The sequence below is a fragment of the Saprospiraceae bacterium genome (assembly GCA_016717265.1).
Classification (GTDB): domain Bacteria; phylum Bacteroidota; class Bacteroidia; order Chitinophagales; family Saprospiraceae; genus Vicinibacter.
On record JADKFX010000001.1, the window covers coordinates 135849 to 162687 of the forward strand.

The 26839-nt window shown below is 32.3% G+C and carries 25 protein-coding genes; 23 read left to right on the forward strand and 2 right to left on the reverse strand.

Annotated elements, in window-relative coordinates:
* Positions 1–490: 490 nt before the first annotated feature.
* The 21 genes from IPO86_00720 (at position 491) to IPO86_00820 (ending at position 22600) form a co-directional block, all read left to right on the forward strand.
* Positions 491–1156 carry a hypothetical protein gene (locus tag IPO86_00720; protein MBK9726617.1) on the forward strand — a complete coding sequence of 222 codons (666 nt, stop codon included), beginning with the start codon at positions 491–493 and terminating at the stop codon, positions 1154–1156.
* 1067 nt (positions 1157–2223) lie between these two features.
* On the forward strand, positions 2224–3603 hold the full coding sequence (locus IPO86_00725; protein ID MBK9726618.1) for an HAD-IB family phosphatase: 1380 nt from the start codon (positions 2224–2226) through the stop codon (positions 3601–3603).
* Positions 3604–3606: 3 nt separating this feature from the next.
* Positions 3607–4794, forward strand: coding sequence for a sodium:proton antiporter (locus tag IPO86_00730; protein MBK9726619.1), 1188 nt, complete (start codon positions 3607–3609; stop codon positions 4792–4794).
* A 54-nt stretch (positions 4795–4848) separates the two neighbouring features.
* A complete protein-coding gene (locus tag IPO86_00735; GenBank protein ID MBK9726620.1) occupies positions 4849–5367 on the forward strand; it encodes a mechanosensitive ion channel in 519 nt (172 codons plus the stop codon).
* Positions 5364–5660, forward strand: a complete 297-nt coding sequence (locus IPO86_00740) for a hypothetical protein (GenBank protein MBK9726621.1) — start codon at positions 5364–5366, stop codon at positions 5658–5660. The genes IPO86_00735 and IPO86_00740 overlap by 4 nt, the downstream gene beginning before the upstream one ends.
* A 122-nt stretch (positions 5661–5782) precedes the next feature.
* The gene (locus IPO86_00745) at positions 5783–6289 is read left to right on the forward strand and encodes a GNAT family N-acetyltransferase (GenBank protein MBK9726622.1); all 507 of its coding nucleotides are present in this window, start codon (positions 5783–5785) and stop codon (positions 6287–6289) included.
* Between the two features lie 35 nt (positions 6290–6324).
* Entirely contained in the window at positions 6325–6873 is a 549-nt protein-coding gene (locus IPO86_00750; protein MBK9726623.1) for a GNAT family N-acetyltransferase, read from the forward strand.
* A 2-nt stretch (positions 6874–6875) separates the two neighbouring features.
* Entirely contained in the window at positions 6876–7703 is an 828-nt protein-coding gene (locus IPO86_00755) for a class I SAM-dependent methyltransferase (GenBank protein MBK9726624.1), read from the forward strand.
* A gap of 425 nt (positions 7704–8128) precedes the next feature.
* Complete coding sequence (locus tag IPO86_00760; GenBank protein MBK9726625.1) at positions 8129–8494, forward strand: glyoxalase; 366 nt, start codon at positions 8129–8131, stop codon at positions 8492–8494.
* 287 nt (positions 8495–8781) lie between these two features.
* Positions 8782–9978 (forward strand): PAS domain S-box protein, encoded by a 1197-nt coding sequence (locus tag IPO86_00765; protein ID MBK9726626.1) that lies wholly within the window; start codon positions 8782–8784, stop codon positions 9976–9978.
* A 145-nt stretch (positions 9979–10123) separates the two neighbouring features.
* Complete coding sequence (locus IPO86_00770) at positions 10124–10576, forward strand: GNAT family N-acetyltransferase (GenBank protein ID MBK9726627.1); 453 nt, start codon at positions 10124–10126, stop codon at positions 10574–10576.
* A 44-nt stretch (positions 10577–10620) separates the two neighbouring features.
* Entirely contained in the window at positions 10621–10863 is a 243-nt protein-coding gene (locus IPO86_00775) for a hypothetical protein (protein ID MBK9726628.1), read from the forward strand.
* A gap of 60 nt (positions 10864–10923) precedes the next feature.
* Entirely contained in the window at positions 10924–12486 is a 1563-nt protein-coding gene (locus IPO86_00780; protein ID MBK9726629.1) for a glycosyltransferase family 39 protein, read from the forward strand.
* Between the two features lie 394 nt (positions 12487–12880).
* Positions 12881–13396 carry a GNAT family N-acetyltransferase gene (locus IPO86_00785; GenBank protein ID MBK9726630.1) on the forward strand — a complete coding sequence of 172 codons (516 nt, stop codon included), beginning with the start codon at positions 12881–12883 and terminating at the stop codon, positions 13394–13396.
* A 352-nt stretch (positions 13397–13748) separates the two neighbouring features.
* Positions 13749–14843: a hypothetical protein gene (locus IPO86_00790; protein MBK9726631.1), complete on the forward strand. Its 1095-nt coding sequence runs from the start codon at positions 13749–13751 to the stop codon at positions 14841–14843.
* A 22-nt stretch (positions 14844–14865) separates the two neighbouring features.
* Positions 14866–15822: a response regulator transcription factor gene (locus tag IPO86_00795; GenBank protein MBK9726632.1), complete on the forward strand. Its 957-nt coding sequence runs from the start codon at positions 14866–14868 to the stop codon at positions 15820–15822.
* A gap of 255 nt (positions 15823–16077) precedes the next feature.
* Positions 16078–18744: a T9SS type A sorting domain-containing protein gene (locus tag IPO86_00800; protein ID MBK9726633.1), complete on the forward strand. Its 2667-nt coding sequence runs from the start codon at positions 16078–16080 to the stop codon at positions 18742–18744.
* A 206-nt stretch (positions 18745–18950) separates the two neighbouring features.
* A complete protein-coding gene (locus IPO86_00805) occupies positions 18951–19316 on the forward strand; it encodes a hypothetical protein (protein MBK9726634.1) in 366 nt (121 codons plus the stop codon).
* Positions 19309–20853: a hypothetical protein gene (locus IPO86_00810; protein MBK9726635.1), complete on the forward strand. Its 1545-nt coding sequence runs from the start codon at positions 19309–19311 to the stop codon at positions 20851–20853. Before IPO86_00805 ends, IPO86_00810 begins: the two co-directional genes overlap by 8 nt.
* Positions 20854–20897: 44 nt before the next feature.
* A complete protein-coding gene (locus IPO86_00815) occupies positions 20898–21245 on the forward strand; it encodes a hypothetical protein (protein ID MBK9726636.1) in 348 nt (115 codons plus the stop codon).
* A 494-nt stretch (positions 21246–21739) separates the two neighbouring features.
* Positions 21740–22600 (forward strand): T9SS type A sorting domain-containing protein, encoded by an 861-nt coding sequence (locus IPO86_00820; protein ID MBK9726637.1) that lies wholly within the window; start codon positions 21740–21742, stop codon positions 22598–22600.
* A gap of 80 nt (positions 22601–22680) precedes the next feature.
* On the opposite strand, the gene IPO86_00825 is transcribed toward IPO86_00820, so the two are convergent.
* Positions 22681–23472: a redoxin domain-containing protein gene (locus IPO86_00825; GenBank protein ID MBK9726638.1), complete on the reverse strand. Its 792-nt coding sequence runs from the start codon at positions 23470–23472 to the stop codon at positions 22681–22683.
* 9 nt (positions 23473–23481) lie between these two features.
* Positions 23482–24660, reverse strand: a complete 1179-nt coding sequence (locus tag IPO86_00830; GenBank protein MBK9726639.1) for a T9SS type A sorting domain-containing protein — start codon at positions 24658–24660, stop codon at positions 23482–23484.
* A gap of 319 nt (positions 24661–24979) precedes the next feature.
* Between IPO86_00830 and IPO86_00835 the strand changes: the two genes are divergently transcribed.
* Together IPO86_00835 and IPO86_00840 are read left to right on the forward strand one after the other, a co-directional pair.
* Positions 24980–26380, forward strand: a complete 1401-nt coding sequence (locus IPO86_00835) for a peptidoglycan DD-metalloendopeptidase family protein (protein ID MBK9726640.1) — start codon at positions 24980–24982, stop codon at positions 26378–26380.
* Between the two features lie 80 nt (positions 26381–26460).
* Positions 26461–26781, forward strand: coding sequence for an MmcQ/YjbR family DNA-binding protein (locus IPO86_00840; GenBank protein MBK9726641.1), 321 nt, complete (start codon positions 26461–26463; stop codon positions 26779–26781).
* Positions 26782–26839: the final 58 nt, after the last annotated feature.

The window sequence follows — 26839 nt, forward strand, 5'->3', positions numbered from 1 at the left end:
CCATAATAATAGAAATGCTTATCAACAAAACAGTTTAAACTCTTCTGGAATTATACAATGAATCTTGAAAATATTAGTCCATGGAATATAAATATTAAAATTACGGTTTGGAATTTATGGCAACCTTTGAAAGTGGATTCCAAAGTTGCCTATATTGCACATTATCTTTAACGAATCTTTGCTTATATATGTGTCTTTCAAATTAATCACTCGACAAAAATAAGTAGTATGGCCGATAGCAAAACGATTATCAATGAAGATAAACTTTACAAGTAATGCTGTCGAAAACAAAACAACTAAATTGACTTTACAGAACAAAGTGAACCCAACACATTTTCCCAAATCATTGGTTCCGTTTATGTCAACAAAAACGTAAAAGTATAACATGAATGACCTGGTAATTCTCCAAAATAAAAAAATTAAAATGCGTACTGAATGAATAGGATAAAATACACATTTAACCTTTTGAACAATAATAAAAAAAATAAATATGAAATCAATATGGCTTATTCCATTAGTAAGTTTTATAGCTTGCAAATCACTTCATAATTTTGACAATAAAGAGGTGCCTTTCAATACAAAATATTTTACTGGAATAATTAAATACAAATATACTTACGAAAGCAATGTATTAAATGCTGATTCTTTAAAGCGCATCAAGCCAAATAAAAGCCTTTTCAGATTTGATAATAATGATTACCAAAGTCAGTTTATTGGTAAAGATACCTTGACCTATTTTTATTCTGGGAAATTAAACAAATGTTTATCAGAAACAAACAGTAAAAAAGATTATGACTGCGAAGATTATGGAATGCTCACAGATTCCATTATTTATTTTAAGATTTACAATACTGATGAGACAATAATGGGATATAAGTGTAAAATAATTGAATATCAAACAAAATATTTTTGGAACAAGTACTATGTAAGTCGGGATTTGAAAATTTCACCCAATACATATATAAGGCATTTGGCATATAATTGGAGTTTTTATGGCATAAAAACGACTGGTGGCTTAATACTCAAATTAGAACATCGATTTAAGAACTACATCATGAAAGGAGAAGCAGTTGAAATAAAAAAATATAATGACACCTTTATTGCTAATGAAATTGCTCAAAATAAAATTGAAGAAATATGTCAAAGAAATAAGTAAGGATTTGAAATTCATTAAAAGAAACCCTATACATTGGTTAAAAAGAAAGCTGTGCCATTGTGCATATGTTAAATACTTTTTCTTTCTTCTTTTTTTCAGAAATCATGAGGAATTTGCTGTTTCGATTCTTTAGTCACGCTTAACCAATTACCACTTTGTCATGCAATTGTGACATTCACCAGCCCATGGACTTATTTCTCAGGCAGCAAACTCTTCTTTAAAATCCATCTCTAAAAGTACGTTTTAAATGCCAAAATTAACTTTTCAGGTATAAAAATAAATCATATTACATTGAATTACAAAGCATTATGAACAACAAATTCTAATGGCGGTCATTTGGATTTATGTTCTAATGACAATTCTGGGATAAAAAACCGGCGGCAATGCATTCCAGCTACCTTTGAGATGATTTGTGCAAGTATCGGAATAGGCTAGTCACCCAATCGTGCAATGTACAAACACCCTATCTAAAATTTATTGATGTAAAGCGCTATTGAAATTCCGAAATTTAACCTCCGCTATACATTGAAACAAGTCTATAATTTGGAGATTGAAAGTCCTGTACACAATCCTGATTAAGAAGTAAAACGTCCTATTTCTGAAACAAAAAGATTTTTATTGCTTTCATTGGTGACTTCAATTTATTCGAATACCTACCGCAATAAATAAGGGACAAGTTGCTCAGTATTATTTCTAAATCAAAGTTACATCCTGTGAATACTCAGGATATCTTAAATTTTGTTTTATATAAAATGAAACCAGAATTAATAAATCGAATTCGAAAATTTATTAATAATTTTGATTTAAAACTAGTTGATCCTATATTTACAATTTGTAAATTTTCAGGCATAGTTGGTGACAATAGTAAGAACCTTATAGAACCTTGCAACTATCAAAATTTGGGATCGACAGTAAACAAAAGTAAACCTTAGGCAAACCTGCTCGGTTAACCTACACATACGTAAATGAAATGTATAGACATACATATAAGATAGTACTTAGTATTAGATTGAACGTGCAAAAATCTACCTTTACCGTTTCCCTATAAAACAACAACTTACAGACAAATGATAACAGTAATTATACCGACACTTAATGAAGAAGAAAACATTGCTAGCGTAGTTAACTTTGCAAACGGGCAGCCGCATGTAACAGAGGTGATTGTTGTGGATGACAAGTCGCTTGACAAAACGGTTTCCATAGCACAAGAAAACGGAGCAAAAGTAATTACCAGCACCAAGCTTGGAAAAGGTGCATCTATGAAAGACGGTGTTCTTTGTGCTACTAATGATATTATTGCTTTTCTTGACGGTGACATTGACCCTTATCCACATTACACGATTAAACTACTTACCGACCCTATATTGCAAGGTGAAGTTGATTTTGTAAAATCTTCTTTCAACCGGAATGCGGGAAGGGTAACAGAACTTGTTGCAAAACCTTTACTCAGTATTTTTTTTCCTGACCTACTTCGTTTTAGCCAACCCCTTAGTGGAATGATTGCGGGGAAGAAATCACTCTTTATGCAATTAGATTTTCGGGACGATTACGGTGTTGACATTGGTATACTCATAGACATGCACCTGATGAATGCTCGAATGAGAGAAATTGAAATCGGATATCTCGAAAACAAAAGCAAACCTTGGCAGGCGCTTGGCAAAATGAGTAAAGAAGTAGCTCAAACAATTATCTTGAAAGCCGCATCCTCAAAAAACCCTCATTACAATTTTGAAGAACTTGGAGTGTTAAATGAAATCCGTTCGCAAATGGAATTTGCTTTGGATAATCAACTCTTCACACTTAGCAAATTAATAGTGTTTGACATGGACAACACACTTCTAAAAGGTCGCTTTATAGACACTAGTGCCGAAAAATTTAATTTCAAAAAAGAACTGATGAACATTCGTTCAGCCGAAACCGATATTATCATTCTAACAAAACGAATTGCCACTTTATTGAAAGGAAAAACGATTAATGAATTGATTGAAGTTGCTGACAGTATTCCAATAGTAGAAGGAACAAAGGAAATCATTATGCAACTCAAACAAAGAGGTTACATGATTGGAATTATTTCCGACAGTTATGATTGTATTACCAACCACATCAAAAATAAATTGGGAATGGACTTTTCACTATCCAATGAACTTGAATTTTCAAAAAGCATTTGTACAGGGGAAGTAAAAATCCCATCCTTTCTTTTCAGTAACGCAAAAAGTTTGTGCAAGCATTCGCTCTGTAAAACGAATGCACTGTTGAGTATACTTGAAAAATACAGTATTCAAAAAGAAAACTGCATAGCGATAGGCGATAGCATGAATGACCTTTGCATGATTAAAGAAGCTGGACTTGGTATTGCCTATTGTTCAAAGGACGAATTACTAAATCATCATGCAGACATAATACTTAGTGAACAAAGTTTTTCCGAACTGCTTAACCTGACTAAATAAATTATGACCATAGCCATCATCATTACCATTTGTTTGTTGCTTTTATTGGCTTATGTGTTCGATATTAGTTCCCCACTAACCAAAATACCATCTGTTATCCTACTTCTGCTTTTAGGTTGGTTTGTCAAGCAAATAACTGATATCTTTCATTTACACACTCCTGATTTAAATCCCCTTTTGCCAATTTTTGGAACAATAGGTTTAATCCTGATTGTACTGGAAGGGTCGTTAGAACTTGAACTCAACAAGTCCAAACTACCTATAATTACAAAGTCAATACTAAATGCACTCATTCCAATGTTTGCATTGGCATTTCTCTTTGCATTTACTTTTCAATACTTCGGGCAAGTATCATATAAAGTAGCTTTGGTAAATGCAATTCCATTTTGCGTTATCAGCAGTGCGATTGCCATTCCAAGTGTTAGAAATCTTTCTCCGTTCAACAAAGAGTTTATTATTTACGAAAGTAGTTTGTCTGACATTTTCGGTGTACTGTTCTTTAATTTTATTGCACTCAATGAAATTATCAATGAACAATCATTCGCCAATTTTGCTTTAGAGTTACTACTCATCATTGCCATTTCATTTATCTCCGTTTTAGGACTTTCATTCTTACTAAGCCGCATTAAACATCACATCACCTTTACCCCCATTATCTTAATGGTGATTCTTATTTACGCAGTTTCTAAAGTGTATCATTTACCAGGCTTAATTTTCATTCTTGTATTCGGTTTGTTTCTTGGAAATCTTGACGAACTGAAACGGTTTAAGTGGATTGAAAAATTGAAACCAGAAAAATTAGATAAAGAAGTAAAGAAGTTCAAGGAGATTACAGTAGAAGCTACTTTTTTAATTCGTGCTTTATTCTTTATGCTGTTTGGTTTTCTTATGGAAGCTAAAGAAATTTTCAACCCAAAAACAATTCTTTGGGCAGCCGGCATTGTGCTATCCATTATAATTATCAGGTGGCTTGCACTTAAAACTTCCAAGTTACCTACATCACCACTTCTATTTGTAGCGCCAAGAGGGCTTATTACCATTCTGCTTTTTCTATCAATCCTCCCAGAACAAACATTTGCACTCGTAAACAAAGCACTAATCATTCAAACAATTATTCTTTCAGTTTTAGTAATGATGTTTGGTATCATGGCGAGTGGGAAAACAGTTACTAAAACAATTCACAATGTATAAATAATAATGACCAACCTCATCATGATTTTCAATTTAGGGTAAATCGCCATCGTAATGATAAAGGAACTACTAAGCTTTGAGATATTAAACTTCAGCAACGATTCCATCACGGTTTCCAATATTGCCTCTATGCTCGCATTGGCAACTGCCAGTGTGGCTATATTTTGGATTGTAAAACGAATTCTTAACTGCTACAAAATTTTTAATGCGGTGCAAATATTTACCGGTTATACGATCGTAAAAAAGTTCCTAATAGTATTTTACATTTCGGCTTGCCTAAAACTTTTCGGTATTGATGTAACTGTGCTTATTGCTGGATCCGCTGTTTTACCTGTCATTATTGGCTTGGGGTTGAAAGCGCTCTTTTACGATTTCATCTCAGGTATTATTCTTTTAACAGAAGGAACAATTAAGGTTGGTTATGTTATTCAGATTGAAGATAAACAAATCGAGATTTTAGCCATCCGTTTTAGGACCTTGGTAGTAAAAACCCGCAAAGAAAAAGAAATAATAGTTCCAAATTCGTTCCTTACAAAGAACGAAATCATCAACTGGTCTAATCAGAAAAAATGAACCGCTATTCTGCAGATGTGCTTATGAACGAAAAAGATGTGGAACAGGCCAAGCAATTAATACAGCAAGGAATCAACTTGCTTCCTAACGTTTTATCAAAGCCTAAACGGCATGTTAGAATTAAAGTGTTTACCAGCTGTTCTGTTTTGCTTAAAGTATTGTTCTGGTCTGAAGAAGTTTTTGCAGTAGGAAAAATGTTAGGCGAAATACGATTGCTCATTCTTAAATCTTTTCAGGAAAATAAAATTACCATGTCTGGTCAGCATCCGGTTATCACCTCAAATAAACGCTGACGAAATGTTCATAGTATTTGCGCTGCTCATCATAATAGTTATCCTTTTTACCCTTGATAAGTTTCCATCCAATTCTGTTGTAACTCAAATTAAGAAAAATTAAACCCACATAAAAAGACAAGATGAGAATTTTAGAAACACAAAGATTATACTTAAGAGAAATGACAACTGCCGATGCGGAAAATGCCTATCTTCTAAACCTGGATCCAGAAGTTTTAAAATATACAGGTGACGAAGCCTTTGAATCTATAGAAAGCGCTCGGGTGTTTTTAGAAAATTATAAGCATTATAAAATTTATGGTTTTGGAAGGTGGGCAGTAATTCATAAAACGGATAATCTATTTTTGGGTTGGTGCGGATTAAAATATACCCCAGAACTAGATGAAATTGATATCGGTTACCGATTCTTAAAAAAATATTGGAATCAAGGCTATGCCACTGAAGCCGCAATTGCATGCATAGAAATTGGCTTTCAGAAATTGAAATTACAAACTATTGTAGGACATGTTTTAAAAGACAATATAGCATCCATAAAAGTGCTCGAAAAAATAGGACTACACTTCTTTGAAGAAAGAAAACAGGATGGCGATGAATATAACGTATATAGAATTGAAAATAATGCAAAATAATAAAATCATAATTAAATAATCAAATATTTTTAAATATGAAAATAATTTTAGAAACCGAAAGACTTATTTTAAGACAACTAGTTCCAAGTGATGATATTGGCATGTTTGAATTGGATTCTAACCCTGAAGTGCACAAATACCTGGGCAATAAACCTGTAACCAATATCGAAGAATGCAGGTCTATTATTGAATCAGTTCAAAAACAGTATTTAGAAAATGGCATTGGAAGGTGGGCCATGATTGAAAAATCATCCGGGAATTTCACAGGTTGGACCGGACTAAAATTTATAAAAGACAAAATAAATAATCACGTTGATTTTTATGAAGTAGGGTACCGGATCATTCAAGAATATTGGGGTAAAGGATATGCAACCGAATCAACAAAAGCATCTTTAAAATACGCATTTGAAAACCTGAGTGCAAAAGAAGTATTTGGAATAACCAATGTTGAAAATCTAAAATCCAGAAAAGTACTTGAAAAATGCGGACTGAAATTTATCGAAACTTTTATATGGCACGAATGGCATGAAGTGAACTGCAACTGGCTTAAAATAACGAAGGAAGAATGGGAGCGACAAACTTAAATATGGCAAGCTATTTAAACTACCAATTTAAAGATACTGAATCATTCATCAACACTTTTGATGAGGCACCTCTGTGGAGTGCTTCCTTTGGCTTACTCCTATTGAAACATGTGGAACTTAAATCAGATCAAACCGTTATTGACATTGGTTCAGGTGCAGGTTTTCCCCTATTAGAATTGGCTGGAAGACTTGGAAATTCTTGCAAACTTTATGGAATTGACCCCTGGAAAAATGCAAATGTAAGAGCTCATCAAAAAATTGAAAACTATGGTTACTCCAATGTATCTATAATAGAAGCCTCCGCAGAACAAATTCCATTTGAAAATAATACTATAGACCTGATCGTTTCTAATTTAGGTATTAATAACTTTGAGAATCCCGAAATTGTTTTCAAAGAATGCCATCGTGCATTAAAACCAAATGGCAAACTTGCATTAACTACAAATTTAAATGGACATTGGAAAGAATTTTATCAATTATTTTATTATACACTTGAAAATATTGACAAAGCAAATTTAATTCCAATTCTAAAAAAAGATGAAGAACATCGTGGTACTATAGAATCGATCTCAAAATTATTTACCAACAATAATCTTACACTAACCAGACACTATGAAGAACAATTTAAAATGAATTTTATTGATGGAAGTGCATTTCTAAATCATCATTTTATAAAATTAGGATGGCTCACTACCTGGATAGGCCTATTTCCAAAAGCCGAATTACTTGAAATATTTACAGCATTAGAGCTTAATCTAAATGATTACGCTGTAAAAAATAATGGTCTAAGCTTAACTGTACCTATGGCCTATCTGGAAGGCGTAAAATAAAATATAGTACTAAAAATAAACTATTAAAACAATTTCCTATGGAAAATTTCAGTTCTTGATACTGATACCCAAAGATTGAATTTTAACATACTCTAGCAATTTATTAACTTCAATCACAGGATTAAACAATTCCTTCTCAAAAATATAAATAAGTGTAAACATTCAATAATTAAATTAGTCCTTGTGCTAAATCGTTCTACACTCAATCATTGTAAAAGTCTGATACTTACTTTAGATAAAATTCTCAATACTAAAATTAAATGCCTACTTTTGAATTTCCAATAAAAACGGAACTGATACCTCATAAATTCCATTGATTATTAAATTTATAGGCAGCATTTTAATAAAACTGTTAATATTAAAACTGAAACCATCTGAATTATTAAATCCCAAATAAAAAGCTAAAAACAAAAACACAATAAATCATGGAAAATAATACAAAATCAATTCGACCATTTATTGGTGCTAAAGATTATGAATTGTCAAGAAGTTTCTATTGTGACTTAGGATTTTATGAAAGTGTTTTGGATTCTAATATGTCTTATTTCAATACGGAAGGCTTGGGATTTTATTTACAAAATGCATATATTCAGGATTGGATAAATAATTCTATGATTTTTTTAGAAGTTCAAGATGTCACACAATATTGGGAAAAGGTTCGAGCTTTAAATCTTACTTCAAAATATGAAGCTGTTAAACTGAGCCCAATTCGTGTATTTGACTGGGGAAGAGAATTTTATTTACATGACCCGTCAGGAATCCTCTGGCATATTGGAGAATTCAAGACCTAACTTATCAACATCACAGCACATCAAAATTCACTAAAATAACCAAAATAGAAATCAAACGGTGAGCGGAAATAAAGCTATTCGAAATGATATAATTGATTTTACTTTTCCCACTTTGCTAAAACCTAATATATTTTAATTCGTTAAATTAAATCCAATTTTTAAAAGAATAAATTACAAAACTTTCAAAAAATACTATAGTTAAAGATAAATTTACTACTTTCACGTACTGAGAACTATTCAGCCTAACTAAAAACTAAAACCTCAAATGAACCTCTAAAATAATTGCAATGGAAAACAAGCAAGAAAATGAAAAAATTCTTAAACGGAAGTACATACCTACTTCTGAATTTTATAGTCAAATTATAGATAGCTTACAAGATTATTCAATTTTTACCTTAGATAAAGAATTCAATATAAACAGTTGGAGTTATGGATCAACCAAAATATTTGGATATGAAACTGACGAAGTTATTGGGGAACCATTCGATTTAATATTCACAGAAGAAGATATTAAAAATGGAATCCCTAAAAAAGAAATAGAAATCGCTTTAAAAGAAGGTAAGGCGACAGATAATAGATGGCATATTTCTAAAGACAAAAGTTTATTTTATGCCTATGGCTTAGTTTTTCCCCTCATTGGTTTAGATGGTGAGATGTTAGGCTATGTAAAAATATTACGGGACCTCACGGAGCGTAAAAAATCGGAAGATGCCATTAAAACTTATGTAAAGGAACTTGAAGAATTAAATTCACATAAAGAAAGTGTTTTAGCAATACTCTCACACGATCTAAGAAGCCCTTTATCAGCGATTATCGGAACTGCCAAATATTTGAAGTCAAATTTTCACAAAATGAAAACCGAAGTAATTTCAGAAATGTTGGAACTGCTTCATAAATCAACAACCGATGAATTAGAAATGTTGGATTATTTAGTTGAATGGGCAAGAATAAAATATGCTTCGGAGGTATTTTCACCTAAAAAATTAAACCTGATTGAATACATCGATAAAGTGTTTTTCACCTTAAAAGAAACCGCTTCCCTAAAAGTTATTAATCTTCATCATGAAATTCCTGAAAATACAACTGTATTTGCAGATGGTAAAATGTTACTATCTATTATTCAAAATATAATTTCTAATGCGATAAAACATACGCAAAATGGAGGAAGCATTGCTGTATCTTCAAAAATTAAAAATAACAAAATTATTATCCAAATAAAAGACAATGGAGTAGGCATGACTAAAGAAATACAAGAAAAACTCTTTAAACCACAAATTAAAGCACTTTCAGAAGTCAGGAAAGAAAATCAGGGAGCTGGCATTGGTTTATTGTTGGTAAAAGGGTTTTTAGAAAAAAACGATGGTGAAATATGGGTTGAAAGCTGCATTGGAGAAGGTTCATCCTTTTATTTTACCTTACCTATTGAAAAACCTATCCATAAGATTGAAAGCGCTGACCAAATTATGTTTGTTGAAAGTGCTTGATAATTACTACCATAAATTCCCATTCTAAGATTCAAATCAATAAAGGGCTTTCAATTTTGGCGGAACATTAATTCTACAATTTCCACAAATAAAACATTCATACAAATATTGATCAATTGTATACAAAAATTTATCAAGACAAAAAATGATCATTAGAGAAGCCAAAATTGAGGATATAAAACAAATTCAAAAAGTTAGAAATTCTGTGAATGAAAACATGCTAACAAATCCAAATTTGGTAACAGATAACGATTGCAAAGAATATATAACAGGAAAAGGAAAAGCATGGGTTTGTGAAATGAATACTGAAATCGTTGGTTTTGCAATTGTTGACTTACAAGCAAATAATATTTGGGCGCTCTTCTTAAAACCTGAATTTGAAAAACAAGGAATAGGTAAAAAACTTCACGATATAATGCTTGACTGGTATTTTAAACAAACAAAAAATAATGTTTGGCTAGGAACATCACCAAATACCAGAGCAGAAATATTTTATAGAAAACTTGGATGGACGGAAATTGGAACGCATGGAAAAGGTGAAATTAAGTTTGAAATGAAGTTCAATGACTGGATTCATAAGTTGAATAACAAAAAGTAAATTAGAAGAAAATAATAAATTGTGAAATTCTCATCAATGAAAAAATGGAAACACAAAATATTCTGAATTATACAAGCCGTGGACGTACTGATTCTGTTTTTGAACTTATGAAAACCCCAAATTGGAAAATCACACTTCAACAAGGACAAATTAAACCTCTTCAATGGCTTGTGTACTTTAATGATACTACAGGTCTAAAAGCTGTTCTAGAGAATGATGGTGACATCACAAGTTTGTTCTTAGATGAAGAATTTTTTATCTTCGTTCAACAAAAATCTATAATTTAAAAATGCATATATATTCAATTCTAAAGTACATTACTCTTAAAATCTATTGAAATTCATAGAATGAGGTTTCACTATTTTACAACGAATCAATTTATACCACTTGTAATTAGCCTACTAATTTTAATTTGCTCCATACTCTATTATAATATTAATAGAACAAAATCAAGTTTAATACTTCTATTCCTTGGCTCCTTAGGACTCGGCTATTTTATTGCAAACCTTGACCCATTCCTCATTTTGTGGGACGAACAGTACCATGCCCTGGTCGCAAAAAACTTGATTGTTAATCCACTTAAGCCTACCCTTTATTCAACGCCATTATTAGATTATGACTACAAAAATTGGACTGCTAATCACATCTGGTTACACAAGCAACCCTTATTCCTATGGCAAATTGCTTTAAGCCTAAAACTATTTGGCATAAACACATTAGCCGTCAGGATACCAAGCATTTTACTGCATGCTATACTAGCCTTAATGATATTCCGAATAGGAAAAATTTCAAACTCAGAAAGGGTTGGATATTATGGAGCACTGTTTTTTACAGTTGCCTATTATCCACTCGAGTTAGTTGCCGCCCGATTTTCAACAGATCATAATGATCTTTCATTCCTATTTTATATAACCGCAAGCTTCTGGGCATGGTTTGAATATCAACATTCCAAAAATAAATATTACCTAATTTTAATTGGTTTGTTTTCAGCTTGTGCTATTCTTGTTAAATGGCTGGTGGGTTTATTAATATATGTCGTTTGGACATTAATCATTGGAATTTCAAACCGTTCTCATTTAGTAAAAATAAAATACTATTATCCAATTATAACATCAATTTCCATAACATTCTTAATTTTTATACCCTGGCAAATTTATATACTCATAAAATTTCCACTTGAATCGAATTTTGAATATGCATTTAATACCAAACATTTTTTTGAAGCATTAGAAAATCATGAGGGAACTATTTGGTTTCATTTAAATGCTTTTAAAAATATCTATGGATCCGGAGATGCCTTACCATTTATATACTTAATCGGACTTGGTATTTATTTAAAAAATATAAAATTAAATATTTTTCGATACGCAGTTGTATTTGCAATCGCAATTACATATACATTTTATTCAATTGCTTCTACAAAAATGACCTCTTATTGTGTAATTGTTTCTCCATTTGTTTTTTTAGGGCTTGCAAGTTTATTCGATTCGGCCACCAATTTCTTAAAGTCGAAAATCAATTACAATAAATTTGAATTCATATTCAGACCGCTGGTATTGATTATAATTTGTACATTCCTTTTAAACCTAACAAAAATCCAAAATTATCATACGGATTGGAAACCCCATGATAATTACAATAGAACGCTTGAAATAAACAGAATGGATTTCATAAGTAAACTAAAAGCTCAATTAGGTAACGAAAAATTTGTTGTATTCAATATAAATGAAAAACTAAACGAGCATATACCAATCATGTTTTATACCGATTATATTGCATATGATTTTATTCCAACTGAAAAGCAAATACAAATAATAGAATCCAATAATTATAAAATTGCCATCGTAGATAATTCCTCTCTGCCGAATTATATTACTTCAAAACCTTCCATTATTAAAATCAAACTATGAAATAAAAAATCAAATTAGAAAATAAAACAAATTTAAGGTGTTTTGGATACATAAAATTATGGAATACCCAAGCTAATTGATTTTGCCAATCAAGTTTCAAGATCGATCCTTACTGCAAATTTTGAAACCCTGGTTATTGCAGTTCTGATTATTCTGAATATCCCATTTCTTGACATTTAACAACAAGCAATATTGTTTATAAATTAAGTTCGCCTGGTGTAATACGTTCCGATAATTAAATTTGAATAATAATAATCTTAATTATCTTTATTCGTAAAATGGATTCAAAGCAAAGCCGAAATATAAAGGATTCACCCTTGAAACTTGACGTGTCATACAATATGTTGAATTCTTTGGAAATACATCCCACAAATTAAATATTAATTTAAAACAAATGACATCCATACTTAAAGCAGAACCGAAAGATTTTCAGTTACTTGCCGACATTGGTAAAAAAACATTTATAGAATCCCATGGCAATAGTGCATCCATGATGGATATAAATAAATATGTTAGTGAAAAATATAATCTGGAGGTATCTGAAAAGGAATTAAATGATACTCATAATATTTACCATTTTATTTATTATGATGAGCAAGCTGTAGGTTATTCTAAAATTATTTTCAATTCTGAAAATTCTAATTTGAAAAACAAGAATATAACAAAATTAGAACGACTTTACTTATTAAAACCTTACTATAGCTTAAAATTAGGTTTAGAACTCTTAAACTTTAATATCCAATTATCAAAACTGAATAGTCAATCAGGAATGTGGTTATTCGTTTGGATTGAAAATCACAGAGCCTTTAATTTTTATCAAAAAACAGGATTCAAAGTTATTGGAAATTACGATTTTAAAATTTCTGAAAATCATTCAAATCCAAATTATCAAATGTTTCTAAAATATTAATCACCTTGTGCAGGACTCCGTTTAAAGCTTTGTGTTGAAGTCCTGTTTCCCTTGATTTTCAATTATCAGCTTAGCGTTTTCATATCTTAAATATCGTCTTTTGATGAACCCGGACGGATTCATCTGAACTCTTTAAATCATCCTTTCCTGCCAAAAGCAATATCAAAGTCAATCATTTTCGTAGTTATCTTTAGCTATGTTTCAAAATTCCTCAAATTCTAGCTCAAAATCAAAGCGATTTACCCAAAATACATCCTTTTACATTTCTGTTACATCGTTTTACAGCTAAATTGTCGTCATAATTCGTTCCAATAATACTTTTGTTTCATTGTTTCACTAATTAATATTTGCCATGCATACCTATACATTCGTCTTATTGTTCATTATTCAATCAATTGTTGCTTGTCAGCAGCTTCAATTAAACGCTTTACTATTGAAAACAAATAATACTTATCAATCAAAGCTTAATACACATTCAGACTTAGTTAATCCGATTGCTTCAGCATCCGGCAAAGTTTTTCAGTCTGTAGATTTTGGCCAAACCTGGCAAGACATTAGTGCAGGGCTGCCCATAGATTTGGAAGTCCAATGTATTTATGCGGACAATAATAAGGTCTACCTAGGTCATGAACATGGATTGTTCAAAAGCAAGACATCAACTCCAGCTCCAATTTGGGAACAAGAAGCTTTACTAATTGACAGAGTTTTAGACATTTTCGAAGGCAAGACTGGGATATATGCTCTTAGTGACTGGAAAGGTTTTTTTCAAGAAATACCAAAAACAGGTATTTGGAAGCCAACATTTACTTCCTTAAAAGACAAGTTTATACGTTGCGTTTTGGACAATCCGGATGGAAGTATTTTGGTTGGCTGCGATAGTGGTATATATAAATCCTACGACGGAGGAAGCACCTGGAAGGCAGTCTGCATTGATAATCAGGTTCTGAACATCATCTCTTGGAATGGTGTGCTCATTGGAGCTGCTTACAATGGCTTATTACGGTCTGAAGACGCTGGCGAAAACTGGCACTTGGTGTCATATGGAAAAGGTTCAGTTCGAGCAATAAACCATTTTGGTGACTATTTCGTCGCCATCACAAACGGAGTTGGTCCCTGGAAAGAAATCATGGCCGACCCAGATGGTATGGCAAATCATTTACTCATTTCAAAAGATAGCGGCAAAACCTGGCAACAAATGGAAGAAAGCTTTACAAAAGGTAGGTTTATTTATGACCTAGATAAAAAACCATCGGTCCAGTTCATTAATGATATCGAACATATTGGTCAATACATTTTTTGCAGTTTAGATACCGGTATTTATCGCTCTTCAGATAATGGTAAGACCTGGAAACTTATGCATCCAACTTCAGAAGGAAAAATGTTCAATTTTGCCGTTTCGAACAAGGTGATTTATGCTATCAAAGGAAGTATGTTAGGCGGTTGTTGAAAAATCGAGCTATTTTTCGGACATGTTTTCAGTCTGTTATTTAAAAAATCAACGGCTTTTGCCATTGTTGGCCTTCCCTTTTTTGGTTTGGCTGTTACCACAAAAAACAGACGTAAAGTCAACAGATATTTCCTCTGAAAAAATCAACCTCGCTCTACGCCGAACTGCAGATGGATTGTTACGCCAATCGGGCGACAGTACAAGTCGAATACCAGCAATTGAACAAGTCAGCAAATTAATTTGGAGGGTGCGACTCGACCAGCCTTTTAATTACGAACAACTTCCAGCAATACTCCAATCTTCATTAGACTTGCATGGAATCCTGCAAGCTTATAATGTAACGATTCGCAAATGTGTTGATGCAACGATTGATTTAGGTTACCATCAATTTGATTTTTTGCAACAAAAAGCAAAGCTTGACAATAAAATCAAAACAAACGATAGCCTTTCTTTACTTTCAAACTCCAATAAAAATGAAATTCTTGTGCCTTGTGTAGGTCGAGATATGCCTGAAGGTTGCCATTATATTGAAATTTCTTTTTTGGAAAATGAACTAAAAAATTCTTTTTGGTCAACTAAAAGCTTGATTTTACTATTCATTTTAGTCGGTTTTGCCGGGTATTGGTTTTTAATCAAACAAAAATCAATGTATTTGCTGAATGATGATTCCAGAGAACCAGAATGGTTGGAATTCGGAAATTCGCGTCTCGATGTTCCTGGTCAAATATTACTTTGTTCTGGTATTCGTCAAACACTAACTTTCCGGGAAACGAAATTACTAAAACTTTTGGTCACCAGTCCTGATCGACTCTTGGAACGAGATTTCATAATTCAACAGGTTTGGGCAGATGAAGGTGTTTTAGTCGGTCGAAGTGTGGATGTTTTTGTTTCAAGATTGAGAAAGAAATTATCTGCTGATGTTTCTATCGGAATAGTTGCTGTGCATGGCGTTGGTTATCGACTTGAAACCGGAAAATAAATGCTTGAAATAATCAACTGATTTTCTGAGTTCTATCTGAACAACTATTTTTTTCTTAAGATATTCTATTAAGTTTCTAATTATGGTAATTAGGTAAATTTGAATTCACCCTCATGAATAGCATTAAGATAGAATCAAAATCAAATATTTTGTACTTATTCTAAGACCAGAATGAATTTACAAGAATCATTCACTTTTAATGCATTTCTATGAAATCTCTTCACGTTTAAATTGAAAAAGTTTATAAATTTGAGAATGAAGAGATTAACTATTCTTATAAGTATCCTTTGTTTATGTGCAATAAATATTAATTCCCAAAATATTTATGATGCTAGACAATCTGTAATCGTGGAGGCTAACATTTTTGAAAATCCACCCAGAATCAAGCTAAATTGGGTATTAGATACAATTAATGGAGGATATACTATATGGCGCAAAAGTAAATACGATGTCACTTGGGGTGATAGTGTAGCCATCCTTGGACCTGACATGACTTCATGGGTCGATACTGCTGTTACCGTGGGTATAGGCTATGAATATCAAGTCCTTAAAAGTTTGCCAGCTTTTACATATGAAATTGGTAAAAAGAATTTTGGTTCCGGATATATTTATTGTGGAATAAAACTACCACCTATACACCATCGCGGAAATTGTCTAATAGCAATTGATAGCACATTTTCACAATCACTGGCACCTGAGATTTTGCGTTTAATTTCAGATTTAGAAAGTGATGGCTGGAATGCTCAATCTGTTATTATCGGTCGAAATGATCCTATTGCAAAAGTGAAATCCTTTATTGTTAGCTGGGCAGAAAATAACAAGAACCAAAATCTAACACTTTTTTTATTAGGTCGAATTCCGATTCCATATTCAGGTGATATCGCTCCGGATGGCCACCATAGTGACCATAGAGGTGCTTGGCCATGTGATGGTTATTATGGAAATTTGGATGGTATTTGGACTGATTCATTAATAAATAATAAAACCGCTGCAGACCGGCGAAATCAAAATATTCCAGGGGATGGTAAATTTGACAACATTGTATTTCCAACACCGGTAAAAATCCAAATTGGACGTGTAGATTTTGCGAAAATGACCAAATTTTCAGAATCCGAAGAACAACTTTTACGTCGCTATCTTAATAAAGATCATATTTGGCGAACCGGAGGTTTGAATATTCAGGAACGAGGTTTAGTTGATAATAATTTTCCATCTTCTTTGGAAGGATTAGGACAATCCGGTTGGAAAAATTTCTCCACGATGTTTGGCTATTCAAAAGTAAAAGATTTACAGTACCGACAAACACTTACTAACCAATCTTATTTATGGTCCTATGGATGCGGAGGTGGTGGACCTGAAAGCGCTTCAGATATTTCAAGCACGACATATTTCACAACGGATTCGCTACAAACAATATTTACTTTGTTATTTGGTTCCTATTTTGGTGATTGGGACTATCCAAATGATTTTCTACGCGGCGCAATTGCGTCTAAAACCTGTCTTACCAGTACCTGGGCGAATCGTCCAAATTGGCTTTTTCATCATATGGCCCTTGGAGAACACATAGGATATTCCACACAGCTTACAATGAACAACTTTGGACTTTATTTTCCACCTTTTTACGGAGCTTATGTACATACTGCACTCCTGGGTGATCCAACACTTCGAATGCATATTCTCAAACCTATTGAAAATCTGAGTGCAGTCCAATCTGAAAAAAACATAAAAATTGAATGGCAAGACCCTGCTCATGCTTTAGGATATTTTATTTATAAAAAAACAGCTAAAGACTCAACTTATATTTTATTGAATTCAATTCCTGTTACAAATAAAATTTATATTGATTCCTGTGCTGGGTTTGGACAGATTTCCTATAGGGTGCGAAGTATGGAGCTTCGAACAAGTGCTAGTGGTTCATACTATAATCTAAGCTCTGGAGTTGAGGTTTCAATTTTTAATGATCCAAACTCTTATCTTACAAAAGCAGATTTAATTCCATCTCTATATTTTGATAAACTTACTGTAAAAAATACTTCTCTAAATAGCAAATCTTTTTATTGGACTTTTGGAGATGGCGGAGAAAGTACTGAGTTTCAACCAGATCATCTGTATACCCTGAATGGAGAATATAAACTTTGTCTTACCGCATATGATGCTTGCAATTCTGATACTTCCTGTCATGTTTTGACTATCACTTCAAGTCTCCCTCAAGTTTCAGCAATGATTGATGATGCAAAATGTTTTGGGACTGCAACAGGATCTATCACTTTGCAAACCGTAGGAGGCACACCAATGCTTAAATTTAATTGGTCGAATTTACCAGATACAATTAACAAGCTTAATAACATTTTAGCTGGAACTTACTTTTGTACAATTACATCAGAAACTAACAATCGCGCTGTACATGGACCTTTCATTGTTAAACAGCCTACAGCCTGGATAATTAATGAAACCATTGCGATGTCAGATCCCGGTAAATCTAATGGCTCTGTTTCCATAAATCCTCAAGGCGGCTGTCCACCTTATATTTTTAAATGGAGTACAGGTCAAACAACCTATGGTATTCAAGATCTGAATCCTGGTCTATATTGTGTCACGATTACTGATTGCAAAACTTGTTCACAAGAATATTGCGCAACCATTAAATTTAAAACAAGTATTCAGGAACTTCCTTCCCTGGTATCTTACAAGCTCCTTCCAAATCCGACTTATGAAACCTTATCGTTAGAACTTGAATTTGAAGACAGCCAAGAACTTCAATTATGCATTTTTGATGCCAATGGTAAACGGATTTCAAATCAAAAATGTCAAGGTAAAGACATTCAATTAAGTTGGGATGTTCGAACGTTGACAAATGGAATCTATTGGATTCATATTCAGAGTGCGCAAGGATATGCGATTATTCCTTTTACGAAAGTGTGAAACTAGTTAATTAGGTATTATTATCCGTGGTGGCTTAAATTTTAAATTTGTTTCAATGTTTAAGTCCTTTTTAATAAATAGAAACCAATCATATATAGAAATAACTAAATTATTTGACTAATTTGCTTCTTGATTTAAGTAGCTATTATTTTTACCATATACTTCATTAATAATTCTCAAATTTAGATTCCTTAAATATTTAGAAAATGAAAAAAAATATTCCAAATCCAAAATTTTTGATTTTCATTTTATTTTTGATAGTTTTCACTTCCAAAAGTTGCACTACCATCCACGCATACCAAATTGGAGGTCCGCATGGCCGGGAACTTGGAAATCAACCTTCTACTGAATGGAAAAGTCAAAAACAAAATACCTACTTATGGGGAGCCATACGACAAGATGTTAAAATTGAAAATTGTGCATTGGCAGATGGATCTCGATTGAATATTGAAGAATTTAAAATCGAAAAAAACTTTGGATGTACGATTGCGCATATTTTAACCCTTGGAATTTGGGAACCCGTTATTATTAGTTGGAAATGTGCTAAACCAAAAAACATTCATCATGATTAGAAGAAATGGACCTGTGAAATGGAGCAATATTCATGTTACCGTCACACAAACAGTTGAAGATTTAATCGACATTGACAATTCAAATACAACTGGCTTCACACCAACTAAAATTGAACTCTTAAACCAAGCATCCAGCGATATAAATAATTTAATTCAAGAAGCCCGATTGAAAAAAAAACGAATTCGGGCTATCGGATCTTCATGGGCGCTCTCAAACATTCAAGTCACAGAAAATTGGCTTTTAAATACTAAATTACTCAATGCATGTTTTGAATTAGAAAATAATTGGTTTCATGCAACGTACCCCAACGAAAAAAAGAATCTTCTTGTCATTACACAATGTGGAATTTCAATAGCCGAACTAAATGTATATTTAGAATTACCAAAAAATAGAAATCAAATAGCCCGGTCTTTAAAAACTGCAGGCATTGGGGCAGGTCAAACAATTGTTGGCTCAGTTTCCGGAAATACACATGGCGCCGCTGTCAATTTTGGAGCGTTACCTGACTTTGTTGTAGCAATTCAAATTTGCAATGGCACGAATACTCCGATTTGGTTAGAGCGAAGTGACTACAGTGTAATGAGTCAAGAATTTATTGAAACTACAAATTCAAAATTAATTCGGGATACAAATATCTTTAATGCCGCTCTCGTAAGTTTTGGTGCATTCGGAATTATTACTGCCTACGCAATCGAAACAGAGCCAATTTATCAAGTTAAATTTCCTAAAATCAAAGAAATAAATCTTGAAACCCTTGAAAATTTATTAAATGATGCTTCCTATTACTCAAAACTTCACCACCTTGAATTTGTATTTAATCCCTATACAGAAAATAGTTTTTATCTAATTGAAGGAACCAAAGTTGATTTTGAAGCTGGTCATCCAATACCACCACCTTTGTGGATTATCACTAATAGAAAAGGATATGCTCCCGGAGACAAAACAGCAAAATTTTTACTAAACCTTCCATTTATATCTGCAAAATATAAATCAAAGATTCAATTTAATGAATATCTTAAGAAATCAGTACTTAGTGATGTGAGAGGTACTTCAGGTCAACTTTATACTGCAACAATAACCTATTTAGAAGGATACAATGAAACGGCTCTCGCAGTTTCTATCACAGACGCCATTAAAACTATTCAAATATTAAAACAAGAAACAGCTAAATTGAAATTGCCTTTGGTCTTTCAATCAAGAGTTGTCCATCCTGGCAATGCAATATTCGGATTTACAAATCATTCCCCAAAATCAGTCGTATTTGAATTTGGAATTGTTAACAATTCAACCTACCCAAAATTTGAACAATTAATATTAAGTCAATTGGAAAAAGCAGGTATAAAATATACCTTACACTGGTCAAAAAATTCGCTCGTTAATAAAGCCCGACTTTTACAAATGTATGGTCAACTAAAAATTGATATTTGGAAAAAAAGTAGAAAAGATTTATTTAACAATGAAATAGCGTTAATGCAAATATTTGATAATATCCATTCAAAACAATCAGAACTTGAAAGTCCTATCAATATAGCTTAATTTTGATAAAATAATTACGCATAATATTAACCGGAATAATTAAAATGTGGAATATAAATACCATTTGGTTTGAAATTGCTGTTGTAAGTATACTTCTGGTATTGGGGCATATATTCTTAGGCCACTTTGAAGAACGAAGTCCAAAATGGAGAAAACTATTGAAATTTATAATTGCAATCTTGCTCACTATTTTGCTATCTATTTATTTTGGTCGGACGGTTGCATTTTGTGTCATCGGGATTTGGTTGATCCCTATATTTTATATTCATGGTGTACTCTTACCCAGGAAAGGAATAAACGGTTGGACAGGCGAACCGAAATCAAAATACTATGAGTTTCGTGGATGGAGCAAAGATATCTTTGACAATAACAACACAAAGAATTCAGCTTAAAATAAATTTTGGTAAAAACTTATACAGAATCCCATATAAATTGCTATACCCAGCAACCTAGCATTCTGAAGAGTCCAACGATCAATTACCAGAATGCTTGTCACTCTTTATATACTTTTTAATGGAGGAGCGATAAATCGCTTTTAACCGCTCCTATTTGTTTTATAAATATATTTTCTGTATTTAAATACTAGTATATAACATTTCTTATTTGAATTAATTCAGAAAATTATTATTAAATTACAACTCGAATCTTTTAATATCAAGGTTTCTGTTGCGTTTGAATTATAAATCCGGGAAAATAAAATTTCCACTGAATTATTTACTTCTTGTATTTTCATAAATGTAATTTGAAGACTCTTTTTTTCTTAATTTGTGTTAAACTATAGTATTAAATAAATGCCAAATCAACTTTGACAAATAATCTTATCTTTGCAAATAATTTATAGATATTAATTTGTTTAATATTTTTAATTTGAGTTTCCCTGATTTTAATGAAAAAATTAATTATCCTATTATTTCTTATAGACTGCAATCAAAGCTTTAGTCAGATTTTAAATAACTCGTTTGAAGATTGGATTTATGATCCAAAAGCTTTTATCGACACCCAAAAGTGGGCTCTAAAACACTGGATTCACTGTGATAAACGCGGAAATCCTGATTCTCTAAAATACGGTACTTATAGAAATCCAAATGCCCAATCAGGTAAATATGCATTATCACTGTCGAGATGGTACAATTATTCTTTTGATGTCGTTAAATATAAAAACAGCATTAAATCAAAACCTACATTTTTACAAGGATTTTACAAATTCTCTGAAAATCGTATGGGCAGTGGGATCCTTGATACCGCTGAAATCTCCATTTACCTTACAAAATTTAATACAGTTTCCAAACTCATTGACACGATTGCTTTAGCAATTTGTGATTTACCTCCTACACCCTATTTTACAATTTTTAATTGCAAGATAAATTATAAACGCTTAGCACTCATTCCCGATAGTATAATCGTTTATATTAAACCATCCAAATTTGAAAACACCGGCGGTGGCTGTGCAAACGAACCTTGGTGCTCCTATTTAAATATAGATAATTTAATGCTCGAATATGGAAACTTAAATCAAGATTCAATTGAACAAAAATATTATAAAATTTCACCAAATCCTTCTTCTGGACAATTTACAATCATCGGTAAAACGAGCAATAAAAGAATTAGTATTTATACTTTACTTGGCAATTTGGTGTATGATCAATTTATTGATGAGGATCACATTAAAATTACAATGAAAGATCTTAAAAACGGCTTATATTTTTTACGCATTAATGGAAAGCCATTTAAATTATATATTAAATAGAGGTATAAAAAGCAACACCCAAAATAAAAGTCTGTCTTTATTTTGTATCCAGGATTAATTACTACTATATTCTTCCAAATTTAAATCACTTCAAATTTTATAACAAAATGCTTCTCATTTCCAATAATCATTTTAAATAGGTAGGTACCAGATTTTAGTTCTGGAATTTTAAGATCATATCGGTTTTCATTGTTAAAATGAATTTTCTTTTTTAACACAGTCACTCCTAATAAATCAAAAATTTCAATTTTTGCCGGACCTGAAATGAATTCATCTAAATAAATCTGTAAATTTTGAGACTGGACTGGACTCGGTGAAATAACAACAAATTGACTCCTTACATTGCTAACATTGGTTAAACAAGGTTTTGGCAAATTACCTTGCATTGCAAGTTTAAAATCAAAAACTACCAAAGTAGGTGGATCAAATTCAGCTACAATCTTTTTTGTAGAATCTATTAAAATCAAGGTAGGAAATGCGGAAATATTATATTGGCTTACTACTTTATTCCCACCACCTTGCAATCCACTAATGGAAGGAAATTCAATTTTATAAGTATTGTCGTATTCTAAAACTTCTGCATCTGTATCATTATAATCAATGGTAATAAATATAAGATCCTGCGTATTGCAACCATATTTCTCATAAGCCTTATTAACTTGTGGTGAATAGTATTGGCAAGGAATGCAGTTTGTAAAGAAAAAATCAATTATAACTTTTTTACCTTGCTCAATATAATCATAGAGCCGATGCGTTTTACCATGAACATCTGTAACTATAAAATCAGGCGCAGAATTTCCTACCTGGGCATTGACCTGAAGTCCATATATAATAATCAAAATGACTAAAGTTGCTTTAATTTGATTTGACATGTTACTATTTTAATTGATGATTATAAAGCTTCTATTAAGTTTTCTTTTTTGATCTGTTAATTGTATAAAATAAATGGAGGCTGGTAAATCCTGTATTTCAATCCTGTGAGATAGATTTATACTTGCGTTTAATTTTTTAGCTAATATTTGTTTTCCGGTTACATCCAATATTTTTAGATTCCAAGGAACCCTATCCTTTAAATCAATTCTAATGAAATTATGATCTGTAAAAATCTCAGGTGTATTAAATTGCTTTTCGTCAAAGCTCCCGGTGACATTCGGACAAAACTTAAGAAAAGAAGTTCCGACGGTCGCGTCAATTGCATTATTCCCACCGAGAGTGTATATACAAGCATCCAAAGACACCATATTATGGTATGTTCTTCCTGTAGGAAGGGCCACTCCTGGGGTATAGGTTTTGGTATCCATATTATAAACCCAAACATCCTTAGAATCTTCAAAATCATGATAACCTCCAACCAGATAAATTTTATTTCCAATGGCTGCTCCTGCCAAACCATGTATTGCAACAGGCATATTTGGCAATGTTAACCAGGTATCCGTTGCTACTTCATATTCGTGAGCAAAATTTATGGGTGCTGTATAACCTCCTCCACAAAAACGAAAAATTTTACCAACAGCAACTACGTGTGCTCCATACCAAAATTTTGAATCCGGCAATTTTTTCTTATTTATCCAACTATTGTTGTTTGCATCATATTGTTCAAATCGATCTGAAACACCCTGGCCTGCCATTGAATATAATTGATTATTCAAACTTACAGCATAATGAATTGCACGTGCTGGATCTATATTAGCTGCAGCTTTCCAGGTATCTAAAATAGGATCATAAACATAATGATCCTTTACCGGGGAACCAGAAGTCGGAAATCCTCCACCAAAAAAATGAATCTTCCCGTTATTTGCAGTTCCTGCTGGTTGTTGCGCTTTGTAAGGAATAGGTGCTTTAATCGTCCATGTATTGGATTGTGGATCATACTGATAATGCTTATTTGTAGCTCCGCCAACTCCACCACCTCCCAGTATATGAATTTTTCCATCAACGACTGCAGTAACTGGAAATGTAAGTTTCTCAGGAATATCCGATAATGATTCCCAGGTTTGTGCAAATAGGCTTCGTGGAAGACAAATAATTATTAAAACTACGAACTGCAAGGCTTTCAACATATGTAAGATTTTTACAAACTTACAAAAATAAATTCACAAAGACAATATGGAGTATTTACTTTTATTTCAATTGATAATAGCATAAATATTTTAATTGACTATTTGCTATCCGACACCCAATTAAGAAATGAATATTGCATCTGTTTAAAAGGATCCTGTTAAATGACCCTAAGAATGATTTAGTTTCTCATGATATCATACCGTCATTCGATTATATATCTATAATTTATTCCATTCCAATGTACAAATTAAATAAATATTCCAGACAGCAAAATACCTCAATAATGGCTCTATACATTTGTACCTTAGCCTTCAAAAAATGAAACGTAAAATTTACTTGCATGGAATGGTTGTATTCATTGGAGTGTTCCAATTTGTAAACGCCCAAATTAATACATTTGAATCCAAGATTAATATAATGGAAATTCTTGAAAATAATGAACCCCAATCTTGTATTACATCAGAGCAATATAATTTCTTAGAAAATCAATGCAATAAAAATGCACAAATTTTAGATTTACAGACAACTTTAATCCCCGGTTCTGTAAGCTTATCATGGCCGCTTCAGGCAGACACAGCGCTTAAAGATTGCAGTTATTACAGAATTTCAGCGTATGTGGATCAAAACACAACTACTGGAAATTTTGAGGATTACAACTGTGGATCAAATACATATGATGGTCATAAAGGCACAGACATTTCTATTTGGCCAAATAATTTCTATAAAATGGATAATAATCTGGTTAAAGTAATTGCTGCAGCATCCGGAATTATTATTGATAAACAGGATGGGGAATTTGATAAAAATTGTGGCTCTACATCTGCTACAGCTAATTATATTGTAATTCAACATGAGGATGGTTCACGGGCTATTTATTTTCATATGAAAAAGAATTCTTTAACCGCAAAAATTATCGGACAATCCGTACTTTCCGGTGAATTTCTTGGTATCGTTGGGAGTTCCGGAAATTCATCTGGACCGCATCTTCATTTCGAAGTGTGGAGTGGAAGCACAGTTTCAACTCGAATTGATCCCTTTTCCGGTACTTGCAATACTTTAAATTCAAAATCCTGGTGGAACGATCAAAAAGAATACAAAGAATCTGCTATTGTAAAAGTTTCTTCAAATACCACAGATATTGTGCTTCCCCCTTGCCCTGGCACGGAAACCTTAAATGAAAGTAGCTCCTTTCAAATCCCATTTCAAGGTACTGGTTTGCCTGCTGGTTTTGCAAAATTCTATATGTATATCCGGGAAGAAATAATTGGATTGAAAGCAGAAATGAGCATTTTAAATCCAGATGGAAGTAACTTTACAAATTGGACATACATAAGCGTAACCGATTCTAAAACCAGAATTCAAGGATATTCAAAAAAATTACCCACGCTTGCTGGTAAATATATATTTAAAGCAAGTTATAATGGGAAAAGCTGCTCTACAGATTTTGAAATTATAAATCCTACAAAAAGTTCTTCTACAATAGTAAATGCTCCCATAAATTTATATCCGAATCCGTCAAATGGAAATTTAAGAATTGATTTTGCAAATCATTTAACGTTAGATTTAATCATCTATAATAATCTTGGAAATATGGTATTCAAATCCAAATTAATTAGGCAAACTCCAGAATTAAATTTGGTTCTACCGTCAGGAATGTATATGTTTAAGCTCCTTCATGAAAATCAAATAATGAATACCGGAAAACTTATTATAGAATAAGATTACTCAACTTGCTTTTAATAATTTAGCTATAATTTTATAGCCAACTCTTACGATATTTGCAGACAATTCAAATAAAATTGGTCGATATAGAATCATTCCGTCAATTAGCACTTTCATTGCCTGATGCCATAGAATTAGCTCATTTTGAAAAAACATCCTTTCGGGTGCATAATAAGATCTTCGCTACACTTGATATTCAAAAAAACTTAGCCTGTTTAATGTTATCTCCAATTGATCAATCTGTTTTTTCTGCCTTTGATTGTAATATTATATATCCCGTTCCAAATAAATGGGGTCAAAAAGGTGCTACATTTATTGATTTACAAAAAGTACCTAAGTCCATTCTGAAAGATGCCCTTCAACAAGCATATAAAAAAATATTAAAGCCTAGGACATAACTGATTTTTAATACTTTGCTTAAAGAATATACTGAACGCTTTCTGGAAATTGAACGAG